The organism is Microbacterium sp. NPDC080220, assembly GCF_040686395.1.
Taxonomy (GTDB): Bacteria; Actinomycetota; Actinomycetes; order Actinomycetales; family Microbacteriaceae; genus Microbacterium; species Microbacterium gawkjiense.
On record NZ_JBFBOP010000001.1, the window covers coordinates 617,887 to 639,198 of the forward strand.

General features: G+C 70.1%; 28 protein-coding genes. 12 read left to right on the forward strand and 16 right to left on the reverse strand.

Annotated elements, in window-relative coordinates; all coding sequences use genetic code 11:
• The first annotated feature begins 60 nt into the window (after nt 1–60).
• From AB0P29_RS03340 to AB0P29_RS03350, 3 genes are read left to right on the forward strand one after another with little or no spacing between them, the layout of a single operon-like run.
• Nucleotides 61–1,788, forward strand: a complete 1,728-nt coding sequence (locus AB0P29_RS03340) for an ABC transporter ATP-binding protein (RefSeq protein WP_363378458.1) — start codon at nt 61–63, stop codon at nt 1,786–1,788.
• Nucleotides 1,785–3,839, forward strand: a complete 2,055-nt coding sequence (locus AB0P29_RS03345) for an ABC transporter ATP-binding protein (protein ID WP_363378460.1) — start codon at nt 1,785–1,787, stop codon at nt 3,837–3,839. Before AB0P29_RS03340 ends, AB0P29_RS03345 begins: the two co-directional genes overlap by 4 nt.
• A gap of 28 nt (nt 3,840–3,867) precedes the next feature.
• Nucleotides 3,868–4,956, forward strand: coding sequence for an alkene reductase (locus AB0P29_RS03350; RefSeq protein ID WP_363378462.1), 1,089 nt, complete (start codon nt 3,868–3,870; stop codon nt 4,954–4,956).
• A 16-nt stretch (nt 4,957–4,972) separates the two neighbouring features.
• Here the strand turns inward: AB0P29_RS03350 and AB0P29_RS03355 are convergent, their stop codons facing one another.
• Together AB0P29_RS03355 and AB0P29_RS03360 are read right to left on the reverse strand one after the other, a co-directional pair.
• Nucleotides 4,973–5,272, reverse strand: a complete 300-nt coding sequence (locus AB0P29_RS03355) for a Dabb family protein (RefSeq protein ID WP_363378464.1) — start codon at nt 5,270–5,272, stop codon at nt 4,973–4,975.
• Between the two features lie 25 nt (nt 5,273–5,297).
• Nucleotides 5,298–6,314: a Gfo/Idh/MocA family oxidoreductase gene (locus AB0P29_RS03360; RefSeq protein ID WP_363378466.1), complete on the reverse strand. Its 1,017-nt coding sequence runs from the start codon at nt 6,312–6,314 to the stop codon at nt 5,298–5,300.
• A gap of 120 nt (nt 6,315–6,434) precedes the next feature.
• On the opposite strand from AB0P29_RS03360, the gene AB0P29_RS03365 reads away from it, so the two are divergent.
• Nucleotides 6,435–8,159, forward strand: coding sequence for a hypothetical protein (locus tag AB0P29_RS03365; protein WP_363378468.1), 1,725 nt, complete (start codon nt 6,435–6,437; stop codon nt 8,157–8,159).
• A 27-nt stretch (nt 8,160–8,186) separates the two neighbouring features.
• On the opposite strand, the gene AB0P29_RS03370 is transcribed toward AB0P29_RS03365, so the two are convergent.
• From AB0P29_RS03370 to AB0P29_RS03385, 4 genes are all read right to left on the reverse strand, one after another.
• Nucleotides 8,187–9,170 (reverse strand): NAD(P)-dependent alcohol dehydrogenase, encoded by a 984-nt coding sequence (locus tag AB0P29_RS03370; protein WP_363378470.1) that lies wholly within the window; start codon nt 9,168–9,170, stop codon nt 8,187–8,189.
• 3 nt (nt 9,171–9,173) lie between these two features.
• Complete coding sequence (locus AB0P29_RS03375) at nt 9,174–9,389, reverse strand: helix-turn-helix transcriptional regulator (protein WP_184216259.1); 216 nt, start codon at nt 9,387–9,389, stop codon at nt 9,174–9,176.
• The gene (locus AB0P29_RS03380; RefSeq protein WP_363378472.1) at nt 9,389–9,823 is read right to left on the reverse strand and encodes a hypothetical protein; all 435 of its coding nucleotides are present in this window, start codon (nt 9,821–9,823) and stop codon (nt 9,389–9,391) included. The genes AB0P29_RS03375 and AB0P29_RS03380 overlap by 1 nt, the downstream gene beginning before the upstream one ends.
• A gap of 73 nt (nt 9,824–9,896) precedes the next feature.
• Complete coding sequence (locus tag AB0P29_RS03385; RefSeq protein ID WP_254632365.1) at nt 9,897–10,181, reverse strand: hypothetical protein; 285 nt, start codon at nt 10,179–10,181, stop codon at nt 9,897–9,899.
• 140 nt (nt 10,182–10,321) lie between these two features.
• On the opposite strand from AB0P29_RS03385, the gene AB0P29_RS03390 reads away from it, so the two are divergent.
• Nucleotides 10,322–10,825: a hypothetical protein gene (locus AB0P29_RS03390; RefSeq protein ID WP_363378474.1), complete on the forward strand. Its 504-nt coding sequence runs from the start codon at nt 10,322–10,324 to the stop codon at nt 10,823–10,825.
• On the opposite strand, the gene AB0P29_RS03395 is transcribed toward AB0P29_RS03390, so the two are convergent.
• From AB0P29_RS03395 to AB0P29_RS03425, 7 genes are all read right to left on the reverse strand, one after another.
• Entirely contained in the window at nt 10,763–11,182 is a 420-nt protein-coding gene (locus tag AB0P29_RS03395; RefSeq protein ID WP_363378476.1) for an MOSC domain-containing protein, read from the reverse strand. The genes AB0P29_RS03390 and AB0P29_RS03395 overlap by 63 nt on opposite strands.
• A 118-nt stretch (nt 11,183–11,300) precedes the next feature.
• Complete coding sequence (locus AB0P29_RS03400) at nt 11,301–11,561, reverse strand: hypothetical protein (RefSeq protein ID WP_363378478.1); 261 nt, start codon at nt 11,559–11,561, stop codon at nt 11,301–11,303.
• 37 nt (nt 11,562–11,598) lie between these two features.
• The gene (locus AB0P29_RS03405) at nt 11,599–11,763 is read right to left on the reverse strand and encodes a hypothetical protein (RefSeq protein WP_217532526.1); all 165 of its coding nucleotides are present in this window, start codon (nt 11,761–11,763) and stop codon (nt 11,599–11,601) included.
• A 40-nt stretch (nt 11,764–11,803) separates the two neighbouring features.
• Entirely contained in the window at nt 11,804–12,124 is a 321-nt protein-coding gene (locus AB0P29_RS03410; RefSeq protein ID WP_363378480.1) for a hypothetical protein, read from the reverse strand.
• 40 nt (nt 12,125–12,164) lie between these two features.
• Nucleotides 12,165–13,034 (reverse strand): aldo/keto reductase, encoded by an 870-nt coding sequence (locus AB0P29_RS03415; RefSeq protein ID WP_217532528.1) that lies wholly within the window; start codon nt 13,032–13,034, stop codon nt 12,165–12,167.
• A gap of 40 nt (nt 13,035–13,074) precedes the next feature.
• Nucleotides 13,075–13,707 carry a LysE family translocator gene (locus AB0P29_RS03420; RefSeq protein ID WP_363378482.1) on the reverse strand — a complete coding sequence of 211 codons (633 nt, stop codon included), beginning with the start codon at nt 13,705–13,707 and terminating at the stop codon, nt 13,075–13,077.
• A complete protein-coding gene (locus AB0P29_RS03425) occupies nt 13,704–14,636 on the reverse strand; it encodes a hypothetical protein (RefSeq protein WP_363378485.1) in 933 nt (310 codons plus the stop codon). The genes AB0P29_RS03420 and AB0P29_RS03425 overlap by 4 nt, the downstream gene beginning before the upstream one ends.
• A gap of 65 nt (nt 14,637–14,701) precedes the next feature.
• On the opposite strand from AB0P29_RS03425, the gene AB0P29_RS03430 reads away from it, so the two are divergent.
• Genes AB0P29_RS03430 through AB0P29_RS03445 form a run of 4 tightly spaced genes read left to right on the forward strand, consistent with a single transcriptional unit; the run spans nt 14,702 to nt 17,746 of the window.
• Entirely contained in the window at nt 14,702–14,998 is a 297-nt protein-coding gene (locus tag AB0P29_RS03430) for a rhodanese-like domain-containing protein (protein ID WP_217532533.1), read from the forward strand.
• 51 nt (nt 14,999–15,049) lie between these two features.
• Complete coding sequence (locus AB0P29_RS03435; RefSeq protein WP_363378487.1) at nt 15,050–16,189, forward strand: 3-oxoacyl-[acyl-carrier-protein] synthase III C-terminal domain-containing protein; 1,140 nt, start codon at nt 15,050–15,052, stop codon at nt 16,187–16,189.
• The gene (locus tag AB0P29_RS03440) at nt 16,186–16,866 is read left to right on the forward strand and encodes an iron-containing redox enzyme family protein (RefSeq protein WP_363378489.1); all 681 of its coding nucleotides are present in this window, start codon (nt 16,186–16,188) and stop codon (nt 16,864–16,866) included. Before AB0P29_RS03435 ends, AB0P29_RS03440 begins: the two co-directional genes overlap by 4 nt.
• Nucleotide 16,867: 1 nt before the next feature.
• A complete protein-coding gene (locus AB0P29_RS03445) occupies nt 16,868–17,746 on the forward strand; it encodes a hypothetical protein (RefSeq protein WP_363378491.1) in 879 nt (292 codons plus the stop codon).
• A gap of 3 nt (nt 17,747–17,749) precedes the next feature.
• Here the strand turns inward: AB0P29_RS03445 and AB0P29_RS03450 are convergent, their stop codons facing one another.
• A complete protein-coding gene (locus AB0P29_RS03450; RefSeq protein WP_363378493.1) occupies nt 17,750–18,007 on the reverse strand; it encodes a hypothetical protein in 258 nt (85 codons plus the stop codon).
• An 86-nt stretch (nt 18,008–18,093) separates the two neighbouring features.
• Here AB0P29_RS03450 and AB0P29_RS03455 point away from each other — a divergent pair, with 86 nt between their 5' ends.
• Together AB0P29_RS03455 and AB0P29_RS03460 are read left to right on the forward strand one after the other, a co-directional pair.
• Complete coding sequence (locus AB0P29_RS03455; RefSeq protein WP_253034117.1) at nt 18,094–18,363, forward strand: hypothetical protein; 270 nt, start codon at nt 18,094–18,096, stop codon at nt 18,361–18,363.
• 39 nt (nt 18,364–18,402) lie between these two features.
• Entirely contained in the window at nt 18,403–18,792 is a 390-nt protein-coding gene (locus AB0P29_RS03460; protein ID WP_253034118.1) for a DUF2510 domain-containing protein, read from the forward strand.
• Between the two features lie 8 nt (nt 18,793–18,800).
• On the opposite strand, the gene AB0P29_RS03465 is transcribed toward AB0P29_RS03460, so the two are convergent.
• Nucleotides 18,801–19,700 (reverse strand): oxygenase MpaB family protein, encoded by a 900-nt coding sequence (locus AB0P29_RS03465; protein ID WP_363378495.1) that lies wholly within the window; start codon nt 19,698–19,700, stop codon nt 18,801–18,803.
• A gap of 81 nt (nt 19,701–19,781) precedes the next feature.
• Here AB0P29_RS03465 and AB0P29_RS03470 point away from each other — a divergent pair, with 81 nt between their 5' ends.
• Nucleotides 19,782–19,985 (forward strand): SDR family NAD(P)-dependent oxidoreductase, encoded by a 204-nt coding sequence (locus AB0P29_RS03470; protein ID WP_363378497.1) that lies wholly within the window; start codon nt 19,782–19,784, stop codon nt 19,983–19,985.
• Here AB0P29_RS03470 and AB0P29_RS03475 read toward each other — a convergent pair whose 3' ends face one another.
• On the reverse strand, nt 19,986–21,299 hold the full coding sequence (locus tag AB0P29_RS03475) for a DUF222 domain-containing protein (protein ID WP_363378499.1): 1,314 nt from the start codon (nt 21,297–21,299) through the stop codon (nt 19,986–19,988).
• Between the last annotated feature and the right edge of the window lie 13 nt (nt 21,300–21,312).

Genomic DNA, 21,312 nt, shown 5'->3' on the forward strand with positions numbered 1-21,312 from the left:
CAGCGGACATCCCCCCGCAGGGGGACGCGCATGTCGGCGGGTGGTGGCACTCTGAGACTCATGCTCGGAAGCCTCCTGGTGCGCTACCTGCGCACCTACCGCGGGCTGGTGGTCGGGGTGCTGGTCTTCCAGTTCGCCTCCGCCATGGCCGCGCTCTACCTCCCCCGCCTCAACGCCGACATCATCGACAACGGCGTCACCCGCGGCGACATCGGCTACATCTGGTCGCACGGTGTCCTCATGCTGACGATCGCCCTCGGGCAGATCGTCGCCTCGATCATCGCCACGTTCTTCGCCGCCCGCGCCGCGATGGCCGTCGGGCGCGACATCCGCCGCGACGTCTTCCAGCGCGTCAGCGGGTTCTCCGAGCGCGAGGTCACGCAGTTCGGCGCCGGTTCGCTCATCACCCGCAACACCAACGACGTCCAGCAGGTGCAGATGCTGGCGATGATGGGCGCGACGATGCTCGTCACCGCGCCGCTGCTGGCCATCGGCGGCATCATCATGGCGCTGCAGCAGGACGTCGGACTCAGCTGGCTGATCGGCGTGTCGGTGCCGACGCTGCTGGTCGTCGGCATCCTCATCATCAGTCGGATGGTGCCGCTGTTCCGCAGCTACCAGAAGAAGCTCGACGCGGTGAACCGCATCATGCGCGAGCAGCTCACCGGCGTCCGCGTCGTCCGCGCGTTCGTGCGCGAGCGTATCGAGGAGGAGCGCTTCCGGGGCGCGAACACCGACATCATGATCGTCGGCCGCAAGGTCGGGTCGCTTTTCGTCTTGATGTTCCCGCTCGCGATGCTCATCCTGAACGTCACCGTCGTCGGGGTCATCTGGTTCGGCGGCATCGAGGTGAACGAGGGGTCGGTGCAGATCGGCACACTGTTCGCCTTCATGCAGTACATCGGTCAGATCCTGATGGGTGTGCTGATGGCGACGTTCATCACGATCATGATCCCGCGCGCCGCGGTGTCGGCCGACCGCATCGGCGAGGTCCTCGCCGTCGAGGGCGGACTGGTGAAGCCCACCCAGCCCGTGTCGGTCTTCCCGACGCCCGGCACCGTCGAGTTCGACGACGTCACCTTCACCTACCCCGGAGCCGACGAGCCCGTGCTCTCGGGGGTGAGCTTCTCGGCCGCGCGCGGCGAGACGGTCGCGATCGTCGGATCCACCGGCGCCGGCAAGACGACGCTCGTGTCGCTCATCCCGCGGCTGTTCGACGTGACGAGCGGATCCGTCCGGGTCGCGGGCGTTGACGTGCGCGAGGCGGACCTCGACCGGCTGTGGCAGGGCATCGGCCTCGTCCCGCAGAAGGCGTTCCTGTTCACCGGCACCGTCGCCTCGAACCTGCGGTTCGGCCGCGAGGACGCCACCGACGACGAACTGTGGCACGCGCTCGAGATCGCGCAGGGTCGCGACTTCGTCGAGGAGATGGACGACCGCCTCGACGCGCGGATCGCGCAGGGCGGCACCAACGTGTCGGGAGGCCAGCGCCAACGCCTGTCGATCGCCCGCGCGATCGTGCACCAGCCCGACATCCTCGTCTTCGACGACTCGTTCTCGGCGCTCGACCTGTCGACCGACGCGGAACTGCGCCAGGCCCTCTGGCGAGAACTGCCGCAGGTGACCAAGATCGTCGTCGCGCAACGCGTCTCGACGATCACGGATGCCGACCGCATCGTCGTGCTCGACGGCGGCCGGATGGTCGGGGTCGGCACGCACGACGAGCTGCTGGCCACGAACGACACCTACCGCGAGATCGTCGAATCGCAGCTGGGGGTGGACGCATGAGCGCGCCCGAGAAGGAGATGACCGAGGAGGAGCGCCTCGAGACGGAACTCGCCGAACAGGCCCGTCTGAACAGCGGCGACTGGGACTCCGTCGCCCCCGGCAAGGCGTCGCAGTTCGGCCCGAGCTTCTTCCGCATGATCGGGCTGCTCTCGCCCTACAAGTGGTGGTTCGGTCTCGTCACGCTCGCCGGCGCCGTCGGTGTCGTGCTCGCCGTGATCGCGCCGAAGGTGCTGGGCGAGGCGACCAACATCGTCTTCGAGGGGTTCCTCTCGAACTTCCTCGGGCAGAATCCGGCGCTGGCGGGGCTCTCGCAGGACGAGGCCGTCGCGGCGCTGCGCGCGCAGGGGCAGGACGATTTCGCGAACATCGTGGGCGCGATGCAGAACTACGCCCCCGGTGCCGGGGTCGACTTCGACGCACTGAAGGTCGTCATCACCTGGGTGCTCGTGATCTACGTCGTCTCCGCGGTCCTCACCTGGATGCAGGGCTATGTCATCAACGTGATCATGGTCCGCACGATGTGGCGCCTGCGCGAGCAGGTCGAGGCCAAACTCAACCGTTTGCCGCTGTCGCACTTCGACCGGGTGCAGCGCGGTGAGCTGATCTCGCGCGTCACCAACGACATCGACAACATCACCCAGACGATGCAGCAGTCGCTCTCGGGCGCGCTGACCGCGATCCTCACGGTCGTGGGTGTGCTCGTCATGATGTTCTCGATCTCGTGGCAGCTCGCCATCGTCGCGCTCGTGGCGCTGCCGCTCATGGCGATCATCTTCGGCATCATCGGGCCGAAGTCGCAGAAGGCGTTCGGGGTGCAGTGGCGCAAGGTCGGCCGCCTCAACGCCCGCGTCGAGGAGTCGTTCTCGGGGCACTCGCTCGTGCGGGTCTTCGGTCGTGAGGCCGACGCGCAGGCGAAGTTCCAGGAGGAGAACGAGGAGCTCTTCCAGGCGGCGTTCAAGGCGCAGTTCTTGTCGGGCATGATCATGCCCGGCATGACGTTCATCGGCAGCCTGACCTACGTCGGGATCGCCGTGCTCGGCGGTCTGCAGGTCGCGAGCGGCCAGCTGCGTCTCGGCGACGTGCAGGCGTTCATCCAGTACTCGCAGCAGTTCACCCAGCCGCTGTCCGAGCTCGGCGGTATGGCGGCGGTCGTGCAGTCGGGCACCGCCTCGGCCGAGCGGGTGTTCGAGCTGCTCGACGCCGAGGAGCAGGAACCGGATGCCGCCGACGCCCCCGCCCGGGCCGACGGGCGCGGTGTCATCGAGTTCGAGAACGTGAAGTTCTCGTACACGCCCGAGCACCCGCTGATCACCGACCTGTCGTTCCGTGTCGAGCCCGGGCAGACGGTCGCGATCGTGGGCCCGACGGGTGCGGGCAAGACGACGCTCGTCAACCTGCTGATGCGGTTCTACGAACTGGACGGCGGACGCATCCTGCTCGACGGCCAGGACATCGCCGGGCTCTCCCGTGACGACGTGCGCTCGCGCACCGGTATGGTGCTGCAGGATCCGTGGCTGTTCGCCGGGTCGATCCGCGAGAACATCCGGTACGGCCGCGAGTCGGCGACGGATGACGAGATCGTGGATGCCGCCGTCGCGACGCGTGTCGACCGTTTCGTTCGCTCGCTCCCCGACGGCTACGACACGATGCTCGACGAGGACGCCTCCAACGTCTCCGCCGGCGAGAAGCAGCTGATCACGATCGCCCGGGCATTCGTGGCGCAGCCGGCCGTGCTGATCCTCGACGAGGCGACCTCGTCGGTCGACACACGGACCGAACTGCTGCTGCAGCACGCCATGGCGGCGCTGCGCGAAGGACGCACGTCGTTCGTGATCGCGCACCGGCTCTCGACGATCCGGGACGCCGACCTCATCCTGGTGATGGAGCACGGGGACATCGTCGAGAAGGGCACGCACGAGGAGCTCATCGCGGCGCAGGGCGCCTACTACCGGCTGTACCGCTCGCAGTTCGAGCAGGCGCACGACGACCTCGTCGGAGCGCCGGCAGACGTGGACGCGGCACCGGCCGAAGGGAAGGCCGCGACGGAATAACGCGCTGTGTGCGTCGTTCCCCCTCAGCATGAGCCTGTACGAATCCGCTGTTTTCGGTGATCTGGATCTGTCCAACCGCGTCGTCATGGCGCCGCTGACCCGCACGCGTGCGGGCGACGACGGCGTGCCGACGGACGACATGGTGGAGTACTACCGCCAGCGCGCGGGCATGGGACTCATCGTGACGGAGGGCACGTGGCCGGTGCGCGAGGGGATGTCCTACCTCGGCCAGCCCGGCATCGAGACGCCCGAGCAGGTCGAGGGCTGGCGTCGCGTCGCCGAGGCCGTGCACGCCGAGGGGGGCACGATCGTCATGCAACTCATGCACGGCGGCCGCGTGTCGCACCCCGAGATCTCGGGCGTCGACCGTGTCGTCGGCCCGAGCGCGATCGCCTCGCCCGGCGAGGGGCGCACCCGGGACGGCAAGGTCGCGCTGCCGGTCCCCCATGAGCTGAGCACGGCGGAGGTCGCCGGCGTCGTCGAGCAGTTCGTGCAGGCGGCGCGCAACGCGATCGCCGCGGGGCTCGACGGTGTCGAGGTCCACGGCGCGAACAGCTACCTCGTGCACCAGTTCCTCTCCCCTGAGTCGAACGTCCGCGACGACGTCTACGGCGGGTCCCCGGAGAACCGCGCACGTTTCGCCGTCGAGGTGACCCGTGCGGTCGCCGACGCGGTCGGTGCGGGGCGCACCGGCATCCGTCTCTCCCCGCAGCATCAGATCCCCGGGGTCCTCGAGGCCGACGACGCCGACGCGCTCGCGACGTACACCGCGCTCGCGCAGGGGCTCGCTCCGCTCGGGCTCGCGTTCGTCGACCTACTGCACGCCGACCCGAAGAGCTCGATCGTCCAGCGGATCCGGCACGAGGCGGCCGCACCGACGATCGTGAACTCCGGCTTCGGCACGGTCACGACGCGTGAGGAGGCCGAGGAGCTCGTGCTCGAGGGCTGGGCCGACGCCGTGGCTGTGGGCCGACCTGCGATCGCGAACCCCGACCTCGCCCTCCGGTGGGAGCAGCGGGCCGAGCTCAACGAGCCGCGTCCGGAGTTCTTCTACACGGGTGGGGCCGTCGGCTACACCGACTACCCGTCGCTCGCCGAGGTGCGCGCGGAGCGCTGACACGCCTGCGGCCCGGTCAGTCGCCCGCGACGAAGTCGTACTCCTGGAAGTCGCGCACCTCGTGCTGCCAGCGGCTCTCGACGAACGCGACGTGGTCGGGGTGCTCGTTGTACGCGTCGAAGGCGGCCTGGTCGTCGAAGAGCATCGTGAACTGCCAGCGCAGGTCGCTCTTGTCGCTGACCTGACGGTTGATGCGGAACTGCTGCACGCCGGGGATCGCCGACAGCGACCGTTGGGCGTCCGTCAGGAACGTCGTCTCCTCCGAGGAGCCCTCGGCGTGGTGCAGCGCGAACACAACGGTGTGCTGAATGGTCATGGTGACCAAGGCTAACCCCGACCGGTCAATCGGCGGCGATCTGTCGGCGCACCTCGTCGATCGTCGCGAGCACCGAGACGACCTCGTCGTGAGGGTGCAGCGGCGATTCGACGAGCCCTTCACCGACGAACGAGGCGAAGGCCGTGGCCTGGTAACCGAGGCCGTCGTGGACGGTGGGGAGCGCGTCGTCGTGCCACACCTCCTCGTCGGCACCGTGCAGCTGCAGCCGCAGACCGGTGGGCCCGTAGAACGGGGCGAGGACGTCGAGCCGCCCCCGTGAGCCGAACACCGTCGCTTCGACGGGGGTGACCGCACCGAAGGTGGTCGTGAGCGCGGCCTGCGCCCCGGCATCCGTCTTCAGGGCGATCGTCGCGCTGTCGTCGACACCGGTGGGAGCGAGGGTGCCGACCGAGCGGATCGTGCTCGGCGGCCCGATGACGGACGACGCGAACGCGACGATGTAGACGCCGAGGTCGAGCATGGCGCCGCCGCCGAGGGCGGGATCGAACATGCGGCTGGTGGGGTCGAACGGGACGAGCGAGCCGAAGTCGGCGCGGACGAGGTCGATCTCGCCGAGGGTGCCGGCGGCGAGCACCTGCCGGATGACGTCAGCCTGCGGCAGGTAGCGCGTCCACATCGCCTCGGCGACGAGGACGCCGGCGGCACGCCCCGCGGCCAGGATCTCGGTCGCGTCGACGGCCGAGAGGGCGATCGGCTTCTCGATGAGGACGTGCTTGCGGGCCGCGATGGCCGCCAGCGCCTGCTCACGATGGAGCGGATGCGGGGTGGCGACGTAGACCACGTCGACCTCCGGGTCGCCGACCAGGTCCGCGACCGACCGGTGCACGCGACCGATGCCGTGGGCGTCGGCGAACGCGCGGGTCTTGTCGGCATCCCGCGCGGTGACGGCCACCGCGCGCTGCCCCGTGTGGGCGTGGAGGGCGTGCACGAACCGGTCGGCGATGCCGGTGCCGATCACGCCCCACCGCAGGGCGGGGACGGCGGCGGGGTCGATCAGGCGGGGTGCGGGGAGGAGAGGCATCCCGCCATCCTGCTGCATTGTGCGCGCGGCGCACCGTAGGCTCGCGATGTGCACGATTGGACTCTCGACGATGACGTCCCGTGTCTCGAGCGCCCCCACGAATATGCAGGACAGGATCGCGTGTCGATCATCATGTGGTCGAGCACCGGCACGCGCACGGAGCAGCTCGCTGTGCTCGAGGAATGGATAACCTTCCTCCGGACGCCACGCCCCATCGTGCAGCTGCACCTCGCGGGGTGGTCGAACGACCGCATGGTCAGGGCTCTGTCGGCCCAGACGAACGTTGTCGACCTGCGCGTCGAGCGGGGCCGCTACATGGATCTGTCCGTGATCGGGGCGTTGCGGCAGCTCGAGACGCTCTCCATCGGCTGGGCGACGTCGCTCACTGATCTTCGACCGCTGATGGCGCTCGGTCGTCTCCAGACGTTGCGAGTGGAGGGGGCCGCGGGGCTCCGGGACTACGCCCCGATCGGCACCCTGACGGGCTTGCGAGATCTGCAGGTCGGTGTAGCGACGGACGGCAGGACGAGCGCCGACTCCCTCGAGTTCGTTCGCCACCTGCGTGATCTGCGCTCCTTCGCGTGGGAACCGGGGGTCGTGAGCAACGATTTCACGCCGCTCCTGTCGATGGGCGACGTGGACGAGATCGAACTGCGCGAACACCGCGGGATGTTTCCGTCGATGGCTGACCTCGAAGAATCCCTGCCAGGACTCGCGCGCACGCGCGCCGCGGCCGCAGACGCGTACGACCCTGACCCGTGGCATTTGTCGGACTTCCGGGATTTTGTGTTCGACGAGACTGCGGAGCCCGACGAGTCGCTCCGTGGTCCCATCTCGGGCATGGCGTACCGGACGTTCACTCGCACGGCGCGCACGCGATCAGAGCACTTCTGGATCCGGGTGACCTCGCCCTCCCTCGACACGAAGACGCCACCACAGGTCGAGCGTCTCATCGACCAGTGCGCGTTCGCCGGCGATGCCGCCGGCCCCCTCCTCCTCTGGGACACTCCGATCCCGTGTGCAGCCCGGGACGACATCGACGGATGGTTCGCCGGCAACGCAGACAGGTGGGCGCCGAGAGCCCGTCCGAAGACCCTCGACGTCAGGGATATGGAGCCGCTGCCGGATGAGGAGTTCTGGCCTCGTCTCGAAGTTTTCGACCGGCGCTTCGACGGTGTCACGAAGCATCGCCGTTTCGAACGTGAACTGGCCGCGCGCGGCGAGGACTTCGTCCTGCGTTGGACGCAAACTCTGGGTCTGCTTGCGGCGCGGGCGCTGCCCGCTGCGCGAGCGATCATCGCGTCGGACCGGACACTTCACGGAGAGGAACTCGCCGTCGTGGGGTCCTTGATCGGACGAGGGCGCGACAACTTCGAGACCTGTCTTGCGGACCCGGCGTCGTGGACACGACCGGCCAATCTGGACATGGCCGCCGTCGTCGTCCACCTGGGTCAGGGCATACTCCGGCACAAGAGCGAATCGATCGAGATCATCACGGCGTTCTCTTCCGAGATCCGACGCTCACAGGACGAAGAAGAGATGTCGGAACTCTTCGACGAAAGCGATCGGCGGTACCCCATTCTCACCAGTGCACGCGCCGTGGTGAGAGTCGACGGTGCCGACCGTGAGCGGCTCGTCGCCTTCGACACCGCCGGGATCGAGGAGCACCTCTGGGAGGCCGCGGCCGAGTCGGCGGTTCTGTCCTTCGGTGGGTCGGTGATCGCCGGCCCTGAACTGTCGACGACGTGGATGGACTGGGACACCGGTTTCGGGCGAGCGTTCACGGTCCGACGCCGGTCATCGACCCCCGACGACGACTACATCGCGCGATACGCCGGGATCTGAGGCACGGCCTCGTCCCCGAACCCGGCGTCAGACGTCGAGCAGTCCGTCGCGGACGACGACGACCTTGCCCACGGTGCGGCCCGCCTCGACGTAGGCGAGGGCGGCGCCGGCCTGCGAGAGCGGGAAGGTGCGCTCGAGGTGCGGGGTGAGACGACCGGATGCCGCGAGTTCGACCAGCTGCGCCGTCGTCTCGGTACGGGTGACGGCGGTGATCGGGCGGAACCGCCCGCGGGTGACGGCGGAGCGGAGGATGCGTCCGAAGGGTCCGAAGAAGGGATGCCCGTCGCCGCCGACCAGGGCAGCGGTGCCGCCGGGGGCGAGCAGGTCGCGGAGGACCGTGAGGGGCGGCTCGCCGGCGATGTCGACGACGGCGTCGAACCTGCCGCGGGGCAGGTCGCTGAGTTCGAGCGCGCGGTAGTCGAACGTCCGAGCGGCTCCGAGCCGCTCGAGCACGGGTCGCGCGCGCTCCCCGCACGTCGCCCACACCTCGGCGCCGCGGTCGGCGGCGAGCTGCACGAGGAAGGTGCCGACGCCGCCGCCCGCTCCCGCGATGAGGACGCGCGCGCCGGAGCCGACGCGGCAGGCATCGAGGGTCTGCACGGCGGTGTTGCCGGCGATGGGCAGGGTCGCAGCGATCGCGGGCGCGACCGTTTCGGGCAGGCGGGTGAGTCGCTTCGCGGAGACGACGACGCGGTCGGCGAGGGTCTCGCGCCCCGACCCCACGACGGCGTCGCCGACGACGAACTCGGTGACGCCGTCGCCGACGGCGAGGACGGTGCCGGCGACGTCCATGCCGCGGCCGCGGATGCGCGGTCCGCGGAGGCCGAGCGCGACGCGGACGAGTCCCGGTTCACCGCGCATGAGGTGGATGTCGCCGGAGTTCAGGGCGACGGCATCCGTCTGCAGCAGGACCTCGCCGGCGCGCGGTGCGGGGACCGGGACGGTCTCGGGGCGGACGGCGTCGGCGGAACCGTAGCGGCGCTGGCGCCAGACGGTCATGGTGTCGGTCATGGGTCAGTCCTCCGGGTACTGGAAGGCCGCGTCGAAGGGGACGTCGAGGACGCGGACGATCTGGAAGGCCATCTCGAGCGAGGGCGAGTACTTGCCCTGTTCGATGGCGATGAGGGTCTGGCGGGTCACGCCGACGGCGCCGGCGAGGTCGGCCTGGGTGAGCCCGCGGTCGGTGCGCAGCTCGCGGATGGCGTTCGTGACGCGTGTCGGCTTGACCATCAGACGAGCCCGCGGCGGTAGGCGACGACGCGGGCGATGCCGCCGACGACCGACGAGAGAGCCAAGCCCGCGTAGAGCGTGTTCGCGATCCAGAACGGGGCGGCGTCGATCGCGCAGAGGGCGATGCCGACGACGCCGCCGATGACGAGGAACGCGACACCGACGCGGTCGCCCATCTGCGTGATCGCACGGTCGCGTTCGTCGGCGGCGTTCTCGCCGCGGAGCGACCCGCCCTCGGCGACGACACCCCAGATGATCGTGACGACGATCGAGACGACGATGCCGCCGATGATCGTCCAGAGCATGGGTCCGAGCCAGTCGACCTCCGGGAGGGGGGTGGATGCCGCCCGCCCCGCGACGACCGCGGCGTAGACCGCGATGGCGATGAGCGAGACGACGAGTCCGACCCACGCGGCGCGTTCCTCACGAGCCATGCTGCACCTCCGATGTCAGGAATGTTTGACATCAGGAGGATGACACGACGATCCGCAACGTGTCAAGAATTCTTTACTCGAGGAGCCCCATCGCGTCGAGTGCCTGCTGCAGGGCCGGGGCGATGTGCTCGGCGTAGGCGACGGTGAGGTGAGTCTGGTCGTACTTCGTCGGGATCGTTCCGGCGAAGGGCGGACAGACGTCGTCGGCGCAGGTGAACGGCAGCGACGACAGCGCGTGGTCGCCGGCGGTCGTCGCCAACGACTCCGACGCTTCCTCCATCGCGCGCCAGGCGCCGTCGACGGCGCTGTCGCACGCGCGGGGCGAGGACGTGGGCGTGTAGCACGCGGCGAGGCTCACTCCCCGGTGATGAGGTCGTCGGCGGACAGGTCCTGCCCGGCGACGGTGTGGCCGAGGGTGAAGGCGTTGGACATGACGACGAGGTCGGGCCGGTCGGCCCAACCTGTGAGGTGCACATCTGAGGGGCGTAACGTCCGAAGATGAGCACACACACGCAATCGGGACGCGGCACCGCCGACGTCCTCGGCCTTAGGTCGGTCCTCGTCGGGTCCCTTCCCGCCGGACTGATGACGCCGGCCGCACCCGAGCGGTACACCGTCGAGGCGGTGTTCGACCGCCGCCCCGAGAAGGCCGAACTCGACGAGATCGTGGGCGACGACACCGCGCGGCTGTTGGCGGGCGCCGGTTACGGATCGGTCACGTTGACGGTGGCCGACCGTCGCCTCGAGATCCACGGCACGACGCTCGAACAGCTCCACGACGGCCTCGCGGCCTTCCTCGCCGATCGACTCGCGGACATCAGCACCGATCTGCGCGCGCGACAAGCCGAGGTCGAGACCCAGACGATGGACCTCGCCGCGCGGGAGAATGACCGCGCCGCTGCGGTGGCCACGCTGGCCGCCACGGTCTCGTTCGAACGGTCAGCCCGCCTCGACGACGACCTCGTCGCCGACACGCACGACTCCGCCGCCGTCCGCGGGTAGCAGCAGGACCCCCAGGGTCGCTTCACTCTGGCCGAACTCGGTCGTCAAGATCCGCAGCAGACGGGCATCCCGCCGTCCGTCGTCGGGGTTCGCGGTGATCGCGGCGCACCGTCCGATGGGACGCTGCACATCGAACCGCACCCCGCCGATGCGGACGTGACCGGACCAGTCGAGCTCGGCCCAGGGCGCGATCCCCGAGACGACGATGTTCGAGCGGAAGCGGCGACTGTCGACGGGCGCGGGCGTCGCCGCATCCACGTCTGCGACGGTCTCCGCGCCGTGCAGTGACACGTAGCCGCGAGCGCGATCCTGGAACCGCGCGGTGCGACCGTCTCCCACGAGGTGCAGGGGCAGCACGCCCGGGCGCTGCAGCAGCCGCGCGTCCGCGGACCGTTCGACGAACGCGGTGACGGCCGCCGAGAGTTCGTGCCGTCCCGCCTCATCGAGGCCCGCCTCCGCCAGGACCCGCCCGTCCTCACTCAGTCGCAGCAGACCGGTCTGCGCGTCGAAGACCGCGCGCGCGCGCGATCGAGGGGAAGTCCATGAGCGACAGCCCTTTACTCTTCGGCCACGACTCGAGGCCACCGGCATCCTCGGGCTCGGTCGCATCCGCGAAGCGGAAGGCGAGCACACGGTCACCGGCGATGCGACCGTCGTCCTGCACGCGGAGTTCGGTGCGGGGCTCGGGCGTGAACCCTTTGACGGGATAGCGGTAGAGCTCGGAGACGACGGCCACGCCTCTACCCTGCCCCACCGACGCGGATGCCGCCCGCTCAGGCCTTCTTCTTCGCGGCGCTGCGCCGGATCAATCCGAAGAGGATGGTGCCGACGAAGAGCACGATTCCGATGAGGCCCAACCAGAAGAGGCCCTCGAACACGAATCCGACGATCGACAGCACCACCCAGATGACGAGCAAGATGATGAGTACTGTCCACATGGGCCCCACCGTACGCGCGATGGTGCCCAGAAGATACGGGTCACGTCTGGCGGTAGTGGCGGACCCGCTCGTCGCGTTCGAGGAGGAACTCGTCGTCCTCGGGATAGAAGACGGCGCGTTCGATGTCCTCCCCCGCGAAAGCCGCGATGACGGCGAAGTTCTCCCACCGCGACAGGGTGGTGATCTCGGTCCGGCCGTCGCCCAGGTCCCGGGTCAACAGCCACGCACCGAGGTTCCCGGGTGTCGCGCGATACGCGTCCATGCCGGTCCGTTCGACGTACTGGACGTAACGGCCTTCGTCCTCAGTGCGGACGACGCCCGTCCACATACGGACGACGGGCTGCCCACTGGAATGCGTCACCCGCCCACCCTTGCAGAGGCGGGCGGGTGACGCGAGGGGGTCAGCTGCCGAGCGCGGAGAGTTCCGCGAACTCCTCGTCGGTGAGCTCGATGACGGCACCCTGCAGGTTGTCCTCGAGGTGCGCGACGCTCGACGTGCCCGGGATCGGCAACATGACCGGCGAACGCTTCAGCAGCCAGGCGAGCGCGATCTGCGCCGGCGTCGCGTTCTTGCGCTCGGCGATGTCGGTGAGCGGCGAGTCGGCGCCGGTAAGCCCGCCGGTCGCGAGCGGGAACCACGGGATGAAGCCGATGCCCTGCTCCTCCGACCAGTCGAGGAGCGCCTCGGCGTCGCGGTGCTGCAGGTTGTAGAGGTTCTGGACCGTGACGATCTCGGCGATCTCCTGCGCGGCCTTCACCTCGTCGACGGATACCTCGGAGAGGCCGATGTAGCGGATCTTGCCCTCGTCCTGCAGCGCCTTCAGCTCGCCGACCTGGTCCTCGAGCGGGACCTTCGGGTCGATGCGGTGCAGCTGGAACAGGTCGATGCGCTCGAGGCCGAGGCGGCGCAGGCTCATCTCGGCACCCTGGCGCAGGAACTCGGGGCGCCCGAGCGGCGGCCAGACGTTGGGGCCGGTGCGCGTGAGACCGGACTTGGTCGCGATGACGACGTCGTCGGCGTAGGGGTGCAGCGCCTCCTTGAGGAGCTCCTCGGCGACGTACGGGCCGTAGGACTCGGCGGTGTCGAAGAAGTTGACGCCGAGCTCGACGCTGCGGCGGAGGACGCGGATGGCCTCGTCGTGATCCTTGGGCGGACCCCAGACGCCGGGTCCGGTGAGCTGCATCGTGCCGTACCCGAGGCGGTTCACCTCGAGCTCCCCGCCGATGCGGAACGTGCCGGATGACTGTGCAGGCTTCGTGGTGTTCGTCATGCCGGGTTGCAGCGCATCGGGGCGCCGGAACATTCCCGCGTCAGCTCTTCGCGCCGCTGAACGCGAGCGCGCCGCCGAGGCCGATCATGAGGATGCCGCCGGTGCCCGACAGCGCAGAGAGCCGCCGCGGCGACCGCCCGAACCACGTCCGGGCCGTGCCGGCGGCGAGCGCCCACATGCTGTCGCAGACGATCGCGAGCACCTGGAAGATCAGGCCGAGCATCAGCAGCTGCAGCCAGATCGGCCCGGCGTCGCGCGCGACGAACTGGGGCAGCACGGCGACGAAGAACGCGATGGTCTTCGGGTTCGTCATCCCCACGAAGAAGCCCTGGCGCAGCAGGGTGAGGACGGATGCCGGTGCCCGCCCGCCCTGCTCGATGCGGCCGCGCCGGTGCCGGATGGCCTGAACTCCGAGGTACACGAGGTACACGGCGCCGACGATCTTGATCGCGGTGAAGGCGACGACCGACGAGGCCACGATCGCGCCGACGCCGAAGGCGACGAGGAGGAGGGCGGGGATGTTGCCGAGGGAGTTCCCGAGCACGCTCAGCACCCCGGCGCGGCGCCCGAGGGCGATCGAGCGACCGACGACGAAGAGCACTCCCGGGCCGGGGATGACGATGAGCACGATCGACGCCAGGGTGAAGGCGACGAGGTGCTCGATCGGCATCATGAGCGAACGTTATCGCGGCCGGCATCCGGCTCCGACCCTGCCGTCCAGACGCCGATTGGGCGAAGCCCCTCGGGCGATTCGATGAGCATCTCCAGGTCGCCGAGCGCGGGCCAGCCGCCGAGCGCTCCGAGGTCGCCGCCAGACTCGTACCAGGCGTCGCGTTGCTCGGGCGTCCAGTCGCCGCCTTCATCGACGTAGAGGCTCGCGAGCACACCGTCCGTCACCACGAGCCGCACGTCGAAGGTGACATCGCCCAGGGCGCGGAACCGACCGACGACGGGGAACGTCGCGTCCGCCGGAACCGCCCGCGGCAGGTCGACGTCGACCTGGAGTTGCGCGACCGGCCAGAACCCACCGTCGCTGTCGTCGAAGACCAGACGCTGCGCATGCGCGAGCTGGGCGCGGAGCTCCGGTGCACCGAAGAGATCGGTGGCGGCGAGTAGATGCGCGGCGAGGGCGCGGACGTCCTCCGGCAGGTCGACGGCGGCTTCGTGCACCTCGGGGGTGTCCTCGTCCCCCGGAGCGTCGAGGGTTCGGCTCGCCCACCACGAGCCGAAGGCGAGGACGGTCCCGCCGGCTGCCAGCCAACGGCGCGGATGCCGGGCGCCGGTGCGCGCGATCGCGTCCTGCACGCGGGCGTCCACCGCTTCGCCCGCATCGGCGAAGCCGAGGGCCGCACCGGCGGCGCCCGCGACGAGCGCCGCCCGCCCGACCGGCGGCACGGCGCCGCTCGGATCGCTGCTGCGGAGTCCGACGCCGACGGTCCAGGCGGCGAGCCCCGCGTTCGCCAGCCGGTAGACGAGGCGCTGCCCGACGGTGAGATGGCGGGGGTCGATGAGGGTGAGGACACCGACGACGCACGACGACACGACGCCGTGGGTGATCGAGGTCGAATCGTTCAGGGCACGAAGAGCGGAGCGGATCGGCATGATCCGAGGGTAACGATCGCCGACGCCGCGGCCCGGCATCCGCTCTGATCTGCGAGCATCGAGGTATGCACTCCATCACGACGGCGCAGCTGGCCGAGGCCTCCCCCGCGAACATCATCGACGTCCGCGAACCCGACGAGTTCGCCGCCGGGCACGTGCCCGGCGCACGCAACATCCCGCTCGCGACGGTGCCCGACCACGTCGACGAGCTGCGCGAGCTCGACGACCTGCACCTCATCTGCCAGGCCGGTGGGCGCAGCGCCCGCGCGGCCGCGTTCCTCGAGCACCACGGACTCGAGACGACGAACGTCGAAGGCGGCACGGGCTCGTGGATCGCCGAGGGGCGCCCCGTCGAGAAGTGACCCGGGGATAACACCCCGGTCCGTCCACACCGACCCTCTAGGGTCGGACGCATGGCATCGACGGCGTCCGCATACCTGACCGGCTTCGGCCGGTACCTGCCGGGCGATCCGGTCGACAACGACGGCATCGTCAGCCGCCTCGGTGGAGACGACGCGGTGACCGCCCGCATCCGTCGTCGCGTGCTCGATGCGAACGGCATCCGGCAGCGGTACTACGCGCTCGACGAGCAGGGCGAGCCGACCGAGCTCAACGAGGAGCTCGCCGTCAAGGCGCTGACCGCCGCGCTCGACGACCGCGGCATCGCGGCGGGTGACCTGCGGATGCTCGCGACCGCGACGACGATGGGCGACGTGCTCGTCCCCGGCTTCGCGTCGATGGTGCACGGTCGGCTGGGCGGCGGGCCGATGCAGCTGCTCTCGGCGTCGGGCGTGTGCGCGTCGAGTCTCGCCGCGCTGGATGCCGCGGTGTCGAAGATCAAGCTCGGCGACCACCCGCGCGCCGCGGTCGTGGGGTCGGAGCTGTCGAGCCGTAGCCTGCGGCAGCGCCGGTACGACGGCATCCACGCGGGGATGGACTCGCACTTCCTGCGGTGGATGCTCTCGGACGGCGCGGGTGCGGTCGTCGTCGAGTTCCAGCCGCATCCGACCCGCCTGTCGCTACGGGTCGACTGGGTGCGGCACGTGTCGCTGGCGCACGAGTACGACGTCTGCATGCGCGCGGGCATGGAGGGGCCGGAGCCGGTCGTCGGGTCGACGTGGCAGGACGTGCCGGTCGACGATGCCGCCGCGGCCGGGATGTTCCTGCTGCGGCAGGACGTCAGCATGCTCGACGACCTCGCGGGCGCCGGGCTCGCCCAGTTCGAGGAGCTCGTCGACATCGGCCTGGTCGACATCAGCCACCTCGACCACGTCATCTGCCACTACAGCACCAACGCGTTCCGCGACCTGGCCTTCGACGGCCTGCGCACGCGCGTGGCGACGCTCGACACCGACCGCTGGTTCTCGAACCTCGAGACGTGCGGCAACACGGGAGCTGCCAGCATCTTCATCGCGCTGGAGGAGGCGTTCCGCAGCGGGCGCTTCTCCCCCGGCGAGACGATCCTGCTCGCCGTGCCCGAGTCGGGCCGGTTCTCGTTCGCGTTCGCCCACCTGACCGTCGTCGCCCCACCGCAGCAAGGAGCATCGTCATGACCACCGACACCGCCACCGCCACCGTCGACTCGCTCGCCGACCGCCTCGCCGCGGTGTGGGAGGAGCTCGAGGAGCACCTCTCGCGCGTCCCGATCCTGCAGCGGTTGGATGCCGGAACCGTCACCCTGCGCGACTACGAGCGACTGCTGTTCAACCTGCGGCAGCAGGTGGTGGACGGGTCGCCGTGGATCTCGCGGGCGGCATCCAATTTCGATATCGCGCACTTCGATCTGCGGGCCGCGGCGATAAAGCACGCCGAGGAGGAGCACCGCGACTACCTGATGCTCGAGCGCGATTACGTCGCGATCGGCGGGTCGCTGGCCGAGCTGCGCGCGGGGCGCAAGAACCTCGGGTCCGAGGCGCTGTCGGGGTACATGTTCACGTACGCCGACCGTCCGAACCCGACGGGGCTGCTCGGCGCGATGTTCATCATCGAAGGGCTCGGCGCGCAGCGGGCGGCGGGCTGGGCGGCGCGGTTCCAGGAGGTGCTGGGGCTCGCCGACAACCAGGTGAACTTCATGCATTACCACGAGGTCGCCGACGGCAACCACACGGGCGACCTCGAGGCGATCCTGACGTCGGGGATCATCACCGACGAGGACGCCGACGAGATCGTCCGGTGCGCGCAGGTCGTGGCGCGGCTGTACGCGCTGCAGCTCGAAGAGCTGGATCGCTGACGTGGCGAAGCGGCCGCCGCTGCCGGTCGTGCCGGAGTTCGCGAAGAGCGACCCGAGCATGTGGGAGGCGATCTACGCCGACCCGTCGGTGCCGCTGGACCGCGCCGTCATCCGGCAGATCATCAACGATCAGCGGCGGCTGTCGCGGCGGTGGCTGTACCCGATCGCGCGGGTGTTCTCGCGGGTCGTGGTGGGGGTCGTGTCGGTCGTCAAGCGGGTGCTGCCGTTCCGGTGGATGCCGCTGCGCGTCATGGACGCGCTGTGCGTGTGGTTCCTGCGGCACTTCGTGTCGCCGAGCGCGGTCGACTTGCTGATCCGGCACTTCGTCGTCGAGACGAACCTCGTGAACTTCATCATCCGGAACACGCCGGTCGACATGGCGCCGGTGACGCTGCGGCCGACGGCGCTGTCGGGGCTCGGCGACTCGGCGGTGGTCGAGCACGACGTCAACGTCTACGACGTGCTGATCGCGCTCGACACGGTGCGGGTGACCGAGCGGGCGGAGCTCGACTTCCAGCAGCTCGACATCCCGCGGTTGGATGCCGAACGGCACGTGCGCCGGCTGATCCGTCTCGACATCCAGACGGCGCTCTGCTTCATGAACATCCCGTTCTCGATGGCGCTGACGGTCGAGGAGTACCGCCGGGCGGTGCACTCGATGAAGTTCGACGATTCGTTCCTGGAGATCCTGACGACGATCACGGGCGACGACACGTTCCGGGCGTGGAAGGTCGGCGCGCTGAGCCTGTGGATGGACTCGAACGTCGACGTGCCGCAGATGGTCTACCGGCACGCGCTGGTGTGCGAGTACGCGCACGCGCACCTCGTGAAGCTCGCCGGGGGCGAGTACCCGCGCGACACCCCGGCGACGTTCGACTGAGCCTCAGGCGCCCGGCCAGGGGACGGATGCCGCCGGCCACCGCGACCCGCGCAGTTCGGCGAGCGCGTCGCGCTGACTCTGCACGGCCTGCAGCGAATCGGTGCGGAACGCGGTCGCGATGACGACCTCGCGCCAGTGCTCGCCCGAGTTACATTTTCCTGCGCTGCTACTTTTCCTGCGCTGCGCCCCGGCGTGGAGCCCGAGTTCGCGGCGCTGTCGACGCTGGCATTGTGGGATGCTCTGCAGGTGCAGTGGATGCACGACTCCGACGCGATCGACATCGTCGGGACGCTGCGCCGGCAGCTCGAGCTGCTGACGACGGTCGAGCTCGACGAGGAGGAGACACGATGACACAGCCGCAGGCGAAGCCGAAGAACGGGCTCGCGATCACGACGCTGATCGTCGGCATCTTCGCGTTCCTCACGGGGCTCGTCCCCTGGGTCGGGCTGCTGCTCGGCCTGTCGGCGTTCGCGCTGGGCGTGTTCGCGCTCACACGCGGTCAGTCGAAGCCGCTCGCGCTGACGGGCGGGTCGCTCGGTGCCGTCGCGGCGATCACGGGGCTGATCTCGACGATCGCGCTCATGGCCTGGCTCATCGGCGCGCCCGGCAGCGCTTGACTCTTCACCGCGGGCGCTCGCGGCCACTACGGTGACGACATGAGCGACACGGCAGCAGGGTGGTACGACGACGGTTCGGGCACGATGCGGTGGTGGGACGGCACGGCCTGGACCGAGCAGACCCAGCCCGCCTCTCCCCCGCAGGGTGGTCTCGGCGGCTTCATCGCGCAGGCGCAGGCCGACGCGGTCGCCGGTGCGCAGCCGCGGCAAGCCCCGGCCGGGATGAGCTACGTCGTGCTGCAGGTCGTGCTGAAGGAGAAGATGTGGGGCGCCGGGTCGAACAACCTCGTCGAGCTCGAGGCGGCGATCAACCGGCAGGCGGCCCTCGGGTATCGCCTGCACACGATCACGACGGCGTCGTCGGGCAGCACGGGCTTCGGCGGCGGTGACCGCATCCAGGCGACGATGGTGTTCGAGAAGCTGGTCTGAGCGGTCGGCTACCGGCCCAGCCGCCGCAACCGCAGGCGCGCCATGTCCTGCGCGCGGGGTCCCGACCCGAGCGCGCGCTCTGTCACGCGCAGGACGACCCGGGTCGCGGTCTTCACCGGGAGCCAGGAGCGGCGGAGGCCCAGCATCCGCCGGATGCGCGGCGGGAAGGTCGCGACCGCTGCGGCGAAGAGCACGCGGTAGGCGACGCCCATCATCCCGGTGAACGGCGGCTTCTTGAGGAAGCGGACGACGTCGTCGACGCGCTCGTCGCGGCGGAGTTCGCCGCGGTCGAGGTAGCCGTCGATCTCGGCGCGGAGGGCGGCGTCGGTGAGAGGCGGGTCGGTGACGCGCATGAGGCGTCCGGCGGTGGCCCAGTCGGCGACGTAGGCGTCGGGGCCGCCGGGGATGAGGCCGCCGTAGGCCTGATGGCTGCGCAGGAACGCGTCGGTGAAGGCGAGGTGCACCCAGCGCACGAGGTCGGTCTGCTCGGCGGTGTAGGTGCGGGCGGAGCCGTCGCCGGCGACGTACTCGCCCTGCACGCGGCGGTGGAAGCGGCCGACGCGGGCCGTCTCGGCATCCGCTTGTTCGGTCGAGCCGTAGGTGAGGGTGATGACCCAGCGGACGGTGCCGGTGAGACGGCCGATCGGGTCGTCGCGGTAGCGGGACCAGTCGTGGACACCGGCGAGGGCGCCCGGGTGGAGGGCCTGGAGGAGCAGGGCGCGGATGCCGGCGACGAGGGTTCCCATGCCGGCGTGGACCGTCCAGGCGGGGCCGTTCTCGGCGAAGTGTCCGGCGTCGTCGCCCTCCGCCAGGGCGCGGACGTACGGCGCCATCCCGGTCGGGTCGCCGGCGAGGGCGGTGAGCACGCGTCCGCGGATGCGGGTCAGGTAGGGCGGTGCGGACGTCACCCTTCCAGCGTGCCATCGCCGGACGGCGCCAGGGCCGTGTGGGTCTGCGAGCATCGAAGGACGGACGAGAGAGGACGACACATGACTGACGGAGTGACTCTGGATCTGAGCAGCAAGACCGCGGTGGTGACCGGCTCGACGCAGGGCATCGGGCTCGCCATCGCGCGGCGGCTCGCCGAGGCGGGCGCGGACGTCGTTATCAACGGGCGCAACGAGGAGCGCGTGGCGCAGGCGGTCGCGGCGCTGGGCGGGATTGCGGTCCGGGGCGTCGCCGGGCTGCCCTGATCAGAACGGCGCGGGTTCGTGGCTATGCGGAGGTCGCACGGCAGGGGTGAACGCGACGGCCGGGGTGGGTGCGTCTTCGCGATAGATCCTGCCGAGGGGTGAGGTCCATTCGAGGACGCCACCCCCGAGTTGTCGGACTCTCCAGGCGGTGAATTGCTTCATTGAATGGTGCCGTTGACACAGGTGGGCGAGGTTCGCCCGTTCGGTGCGGCCGCCTAGGGCGTGGTCGTGCGTGTGGTCGATCTCGGAGCGGATGGCGGGGACGCGGCATCCGGGGAATCGGCAGTGTTGGTCGCGGGCGCGCAGGTGGCGGCGCAGCGGATGCGGCACCCGGTAGGTGTCGACGGCGAGCACGGTGTGAGTGACCGGGTCGGTGACGAGGCGTTCCCACGAGGGAGTGTCGCCGGCGAGGCGCCGGGCGGTGGCCGCGTCGATGGGGGTGCGTCCGACGAGGTCGCACGGCACCTCGGTGCCGGACAGCGCGAGTGCGGGGATGACGACCTGAACGTGGGCGCGGATGGCTCCGAGCGGGCCGGCGGTCGTGTCGCGTGTGTCGTCGAGGGCCGGGGTGCCGGCGAGGAGGAGGTCGGCGAAAACGTCGGCTCGAACCTGGTCGATGGTTCGGCCATCGGTGTCGACGACGTCGCTGGAGCGTTCGGTACGTGTGTCGATGATCGCGCGGGCCTGGCGGGTGACCCGGTCGTGGATGCCTTCGGCGATCACGGTCGGCACCGTGGCGACGACGTCGCTCATGCCGTTGCGGCCGGGGACGAGGCGCACGGCGCGGCGGGCAGCGGCATCCTGGTGTCGCTCGGTGAAGGTGCGCGGGTGCATCTGCAGGGCGAGCATCTCGATCTCGGCACGTACCCGGTTGGGGGTGTCGCGCCGGCAGCGCTGGATCGCGACCGCTTCGAACGGCAGACGGATGTCGGCGGGAAGTTCGGCGCCGGCGTCGACGATGATGTCGACGTGCGCGCGGGTGATGGAGCCTGCGCGCCACGCCGCGAGCGAGGCGGCGTAGTCCTCGACGATCGTGCGGGCGCGGGTGATGCGGCGCTGCACGGCGCGGTCGGTGAGGTGCATGAGCCCACCGAGCTCGGCGGCGATCGCCCGCAGCGCCATGTCGTGCGCCTGCACGCGGGCGGGCGAATCGGCGGCTTGCTGCTCGGCGAGCTGACCCGCCCGGGCGAGCACCTGCAGCTGGACGATCTGCGCCCGGGTGAGCAGCTTCTCGGCCATGACCGCCTCGTGCGCGATGTCGGCGAGGGGCGCGAGGCGTTCCCGCGTGCCGATCGTGCCGTGCCAGGTGGTCATACCCCCATTGTGG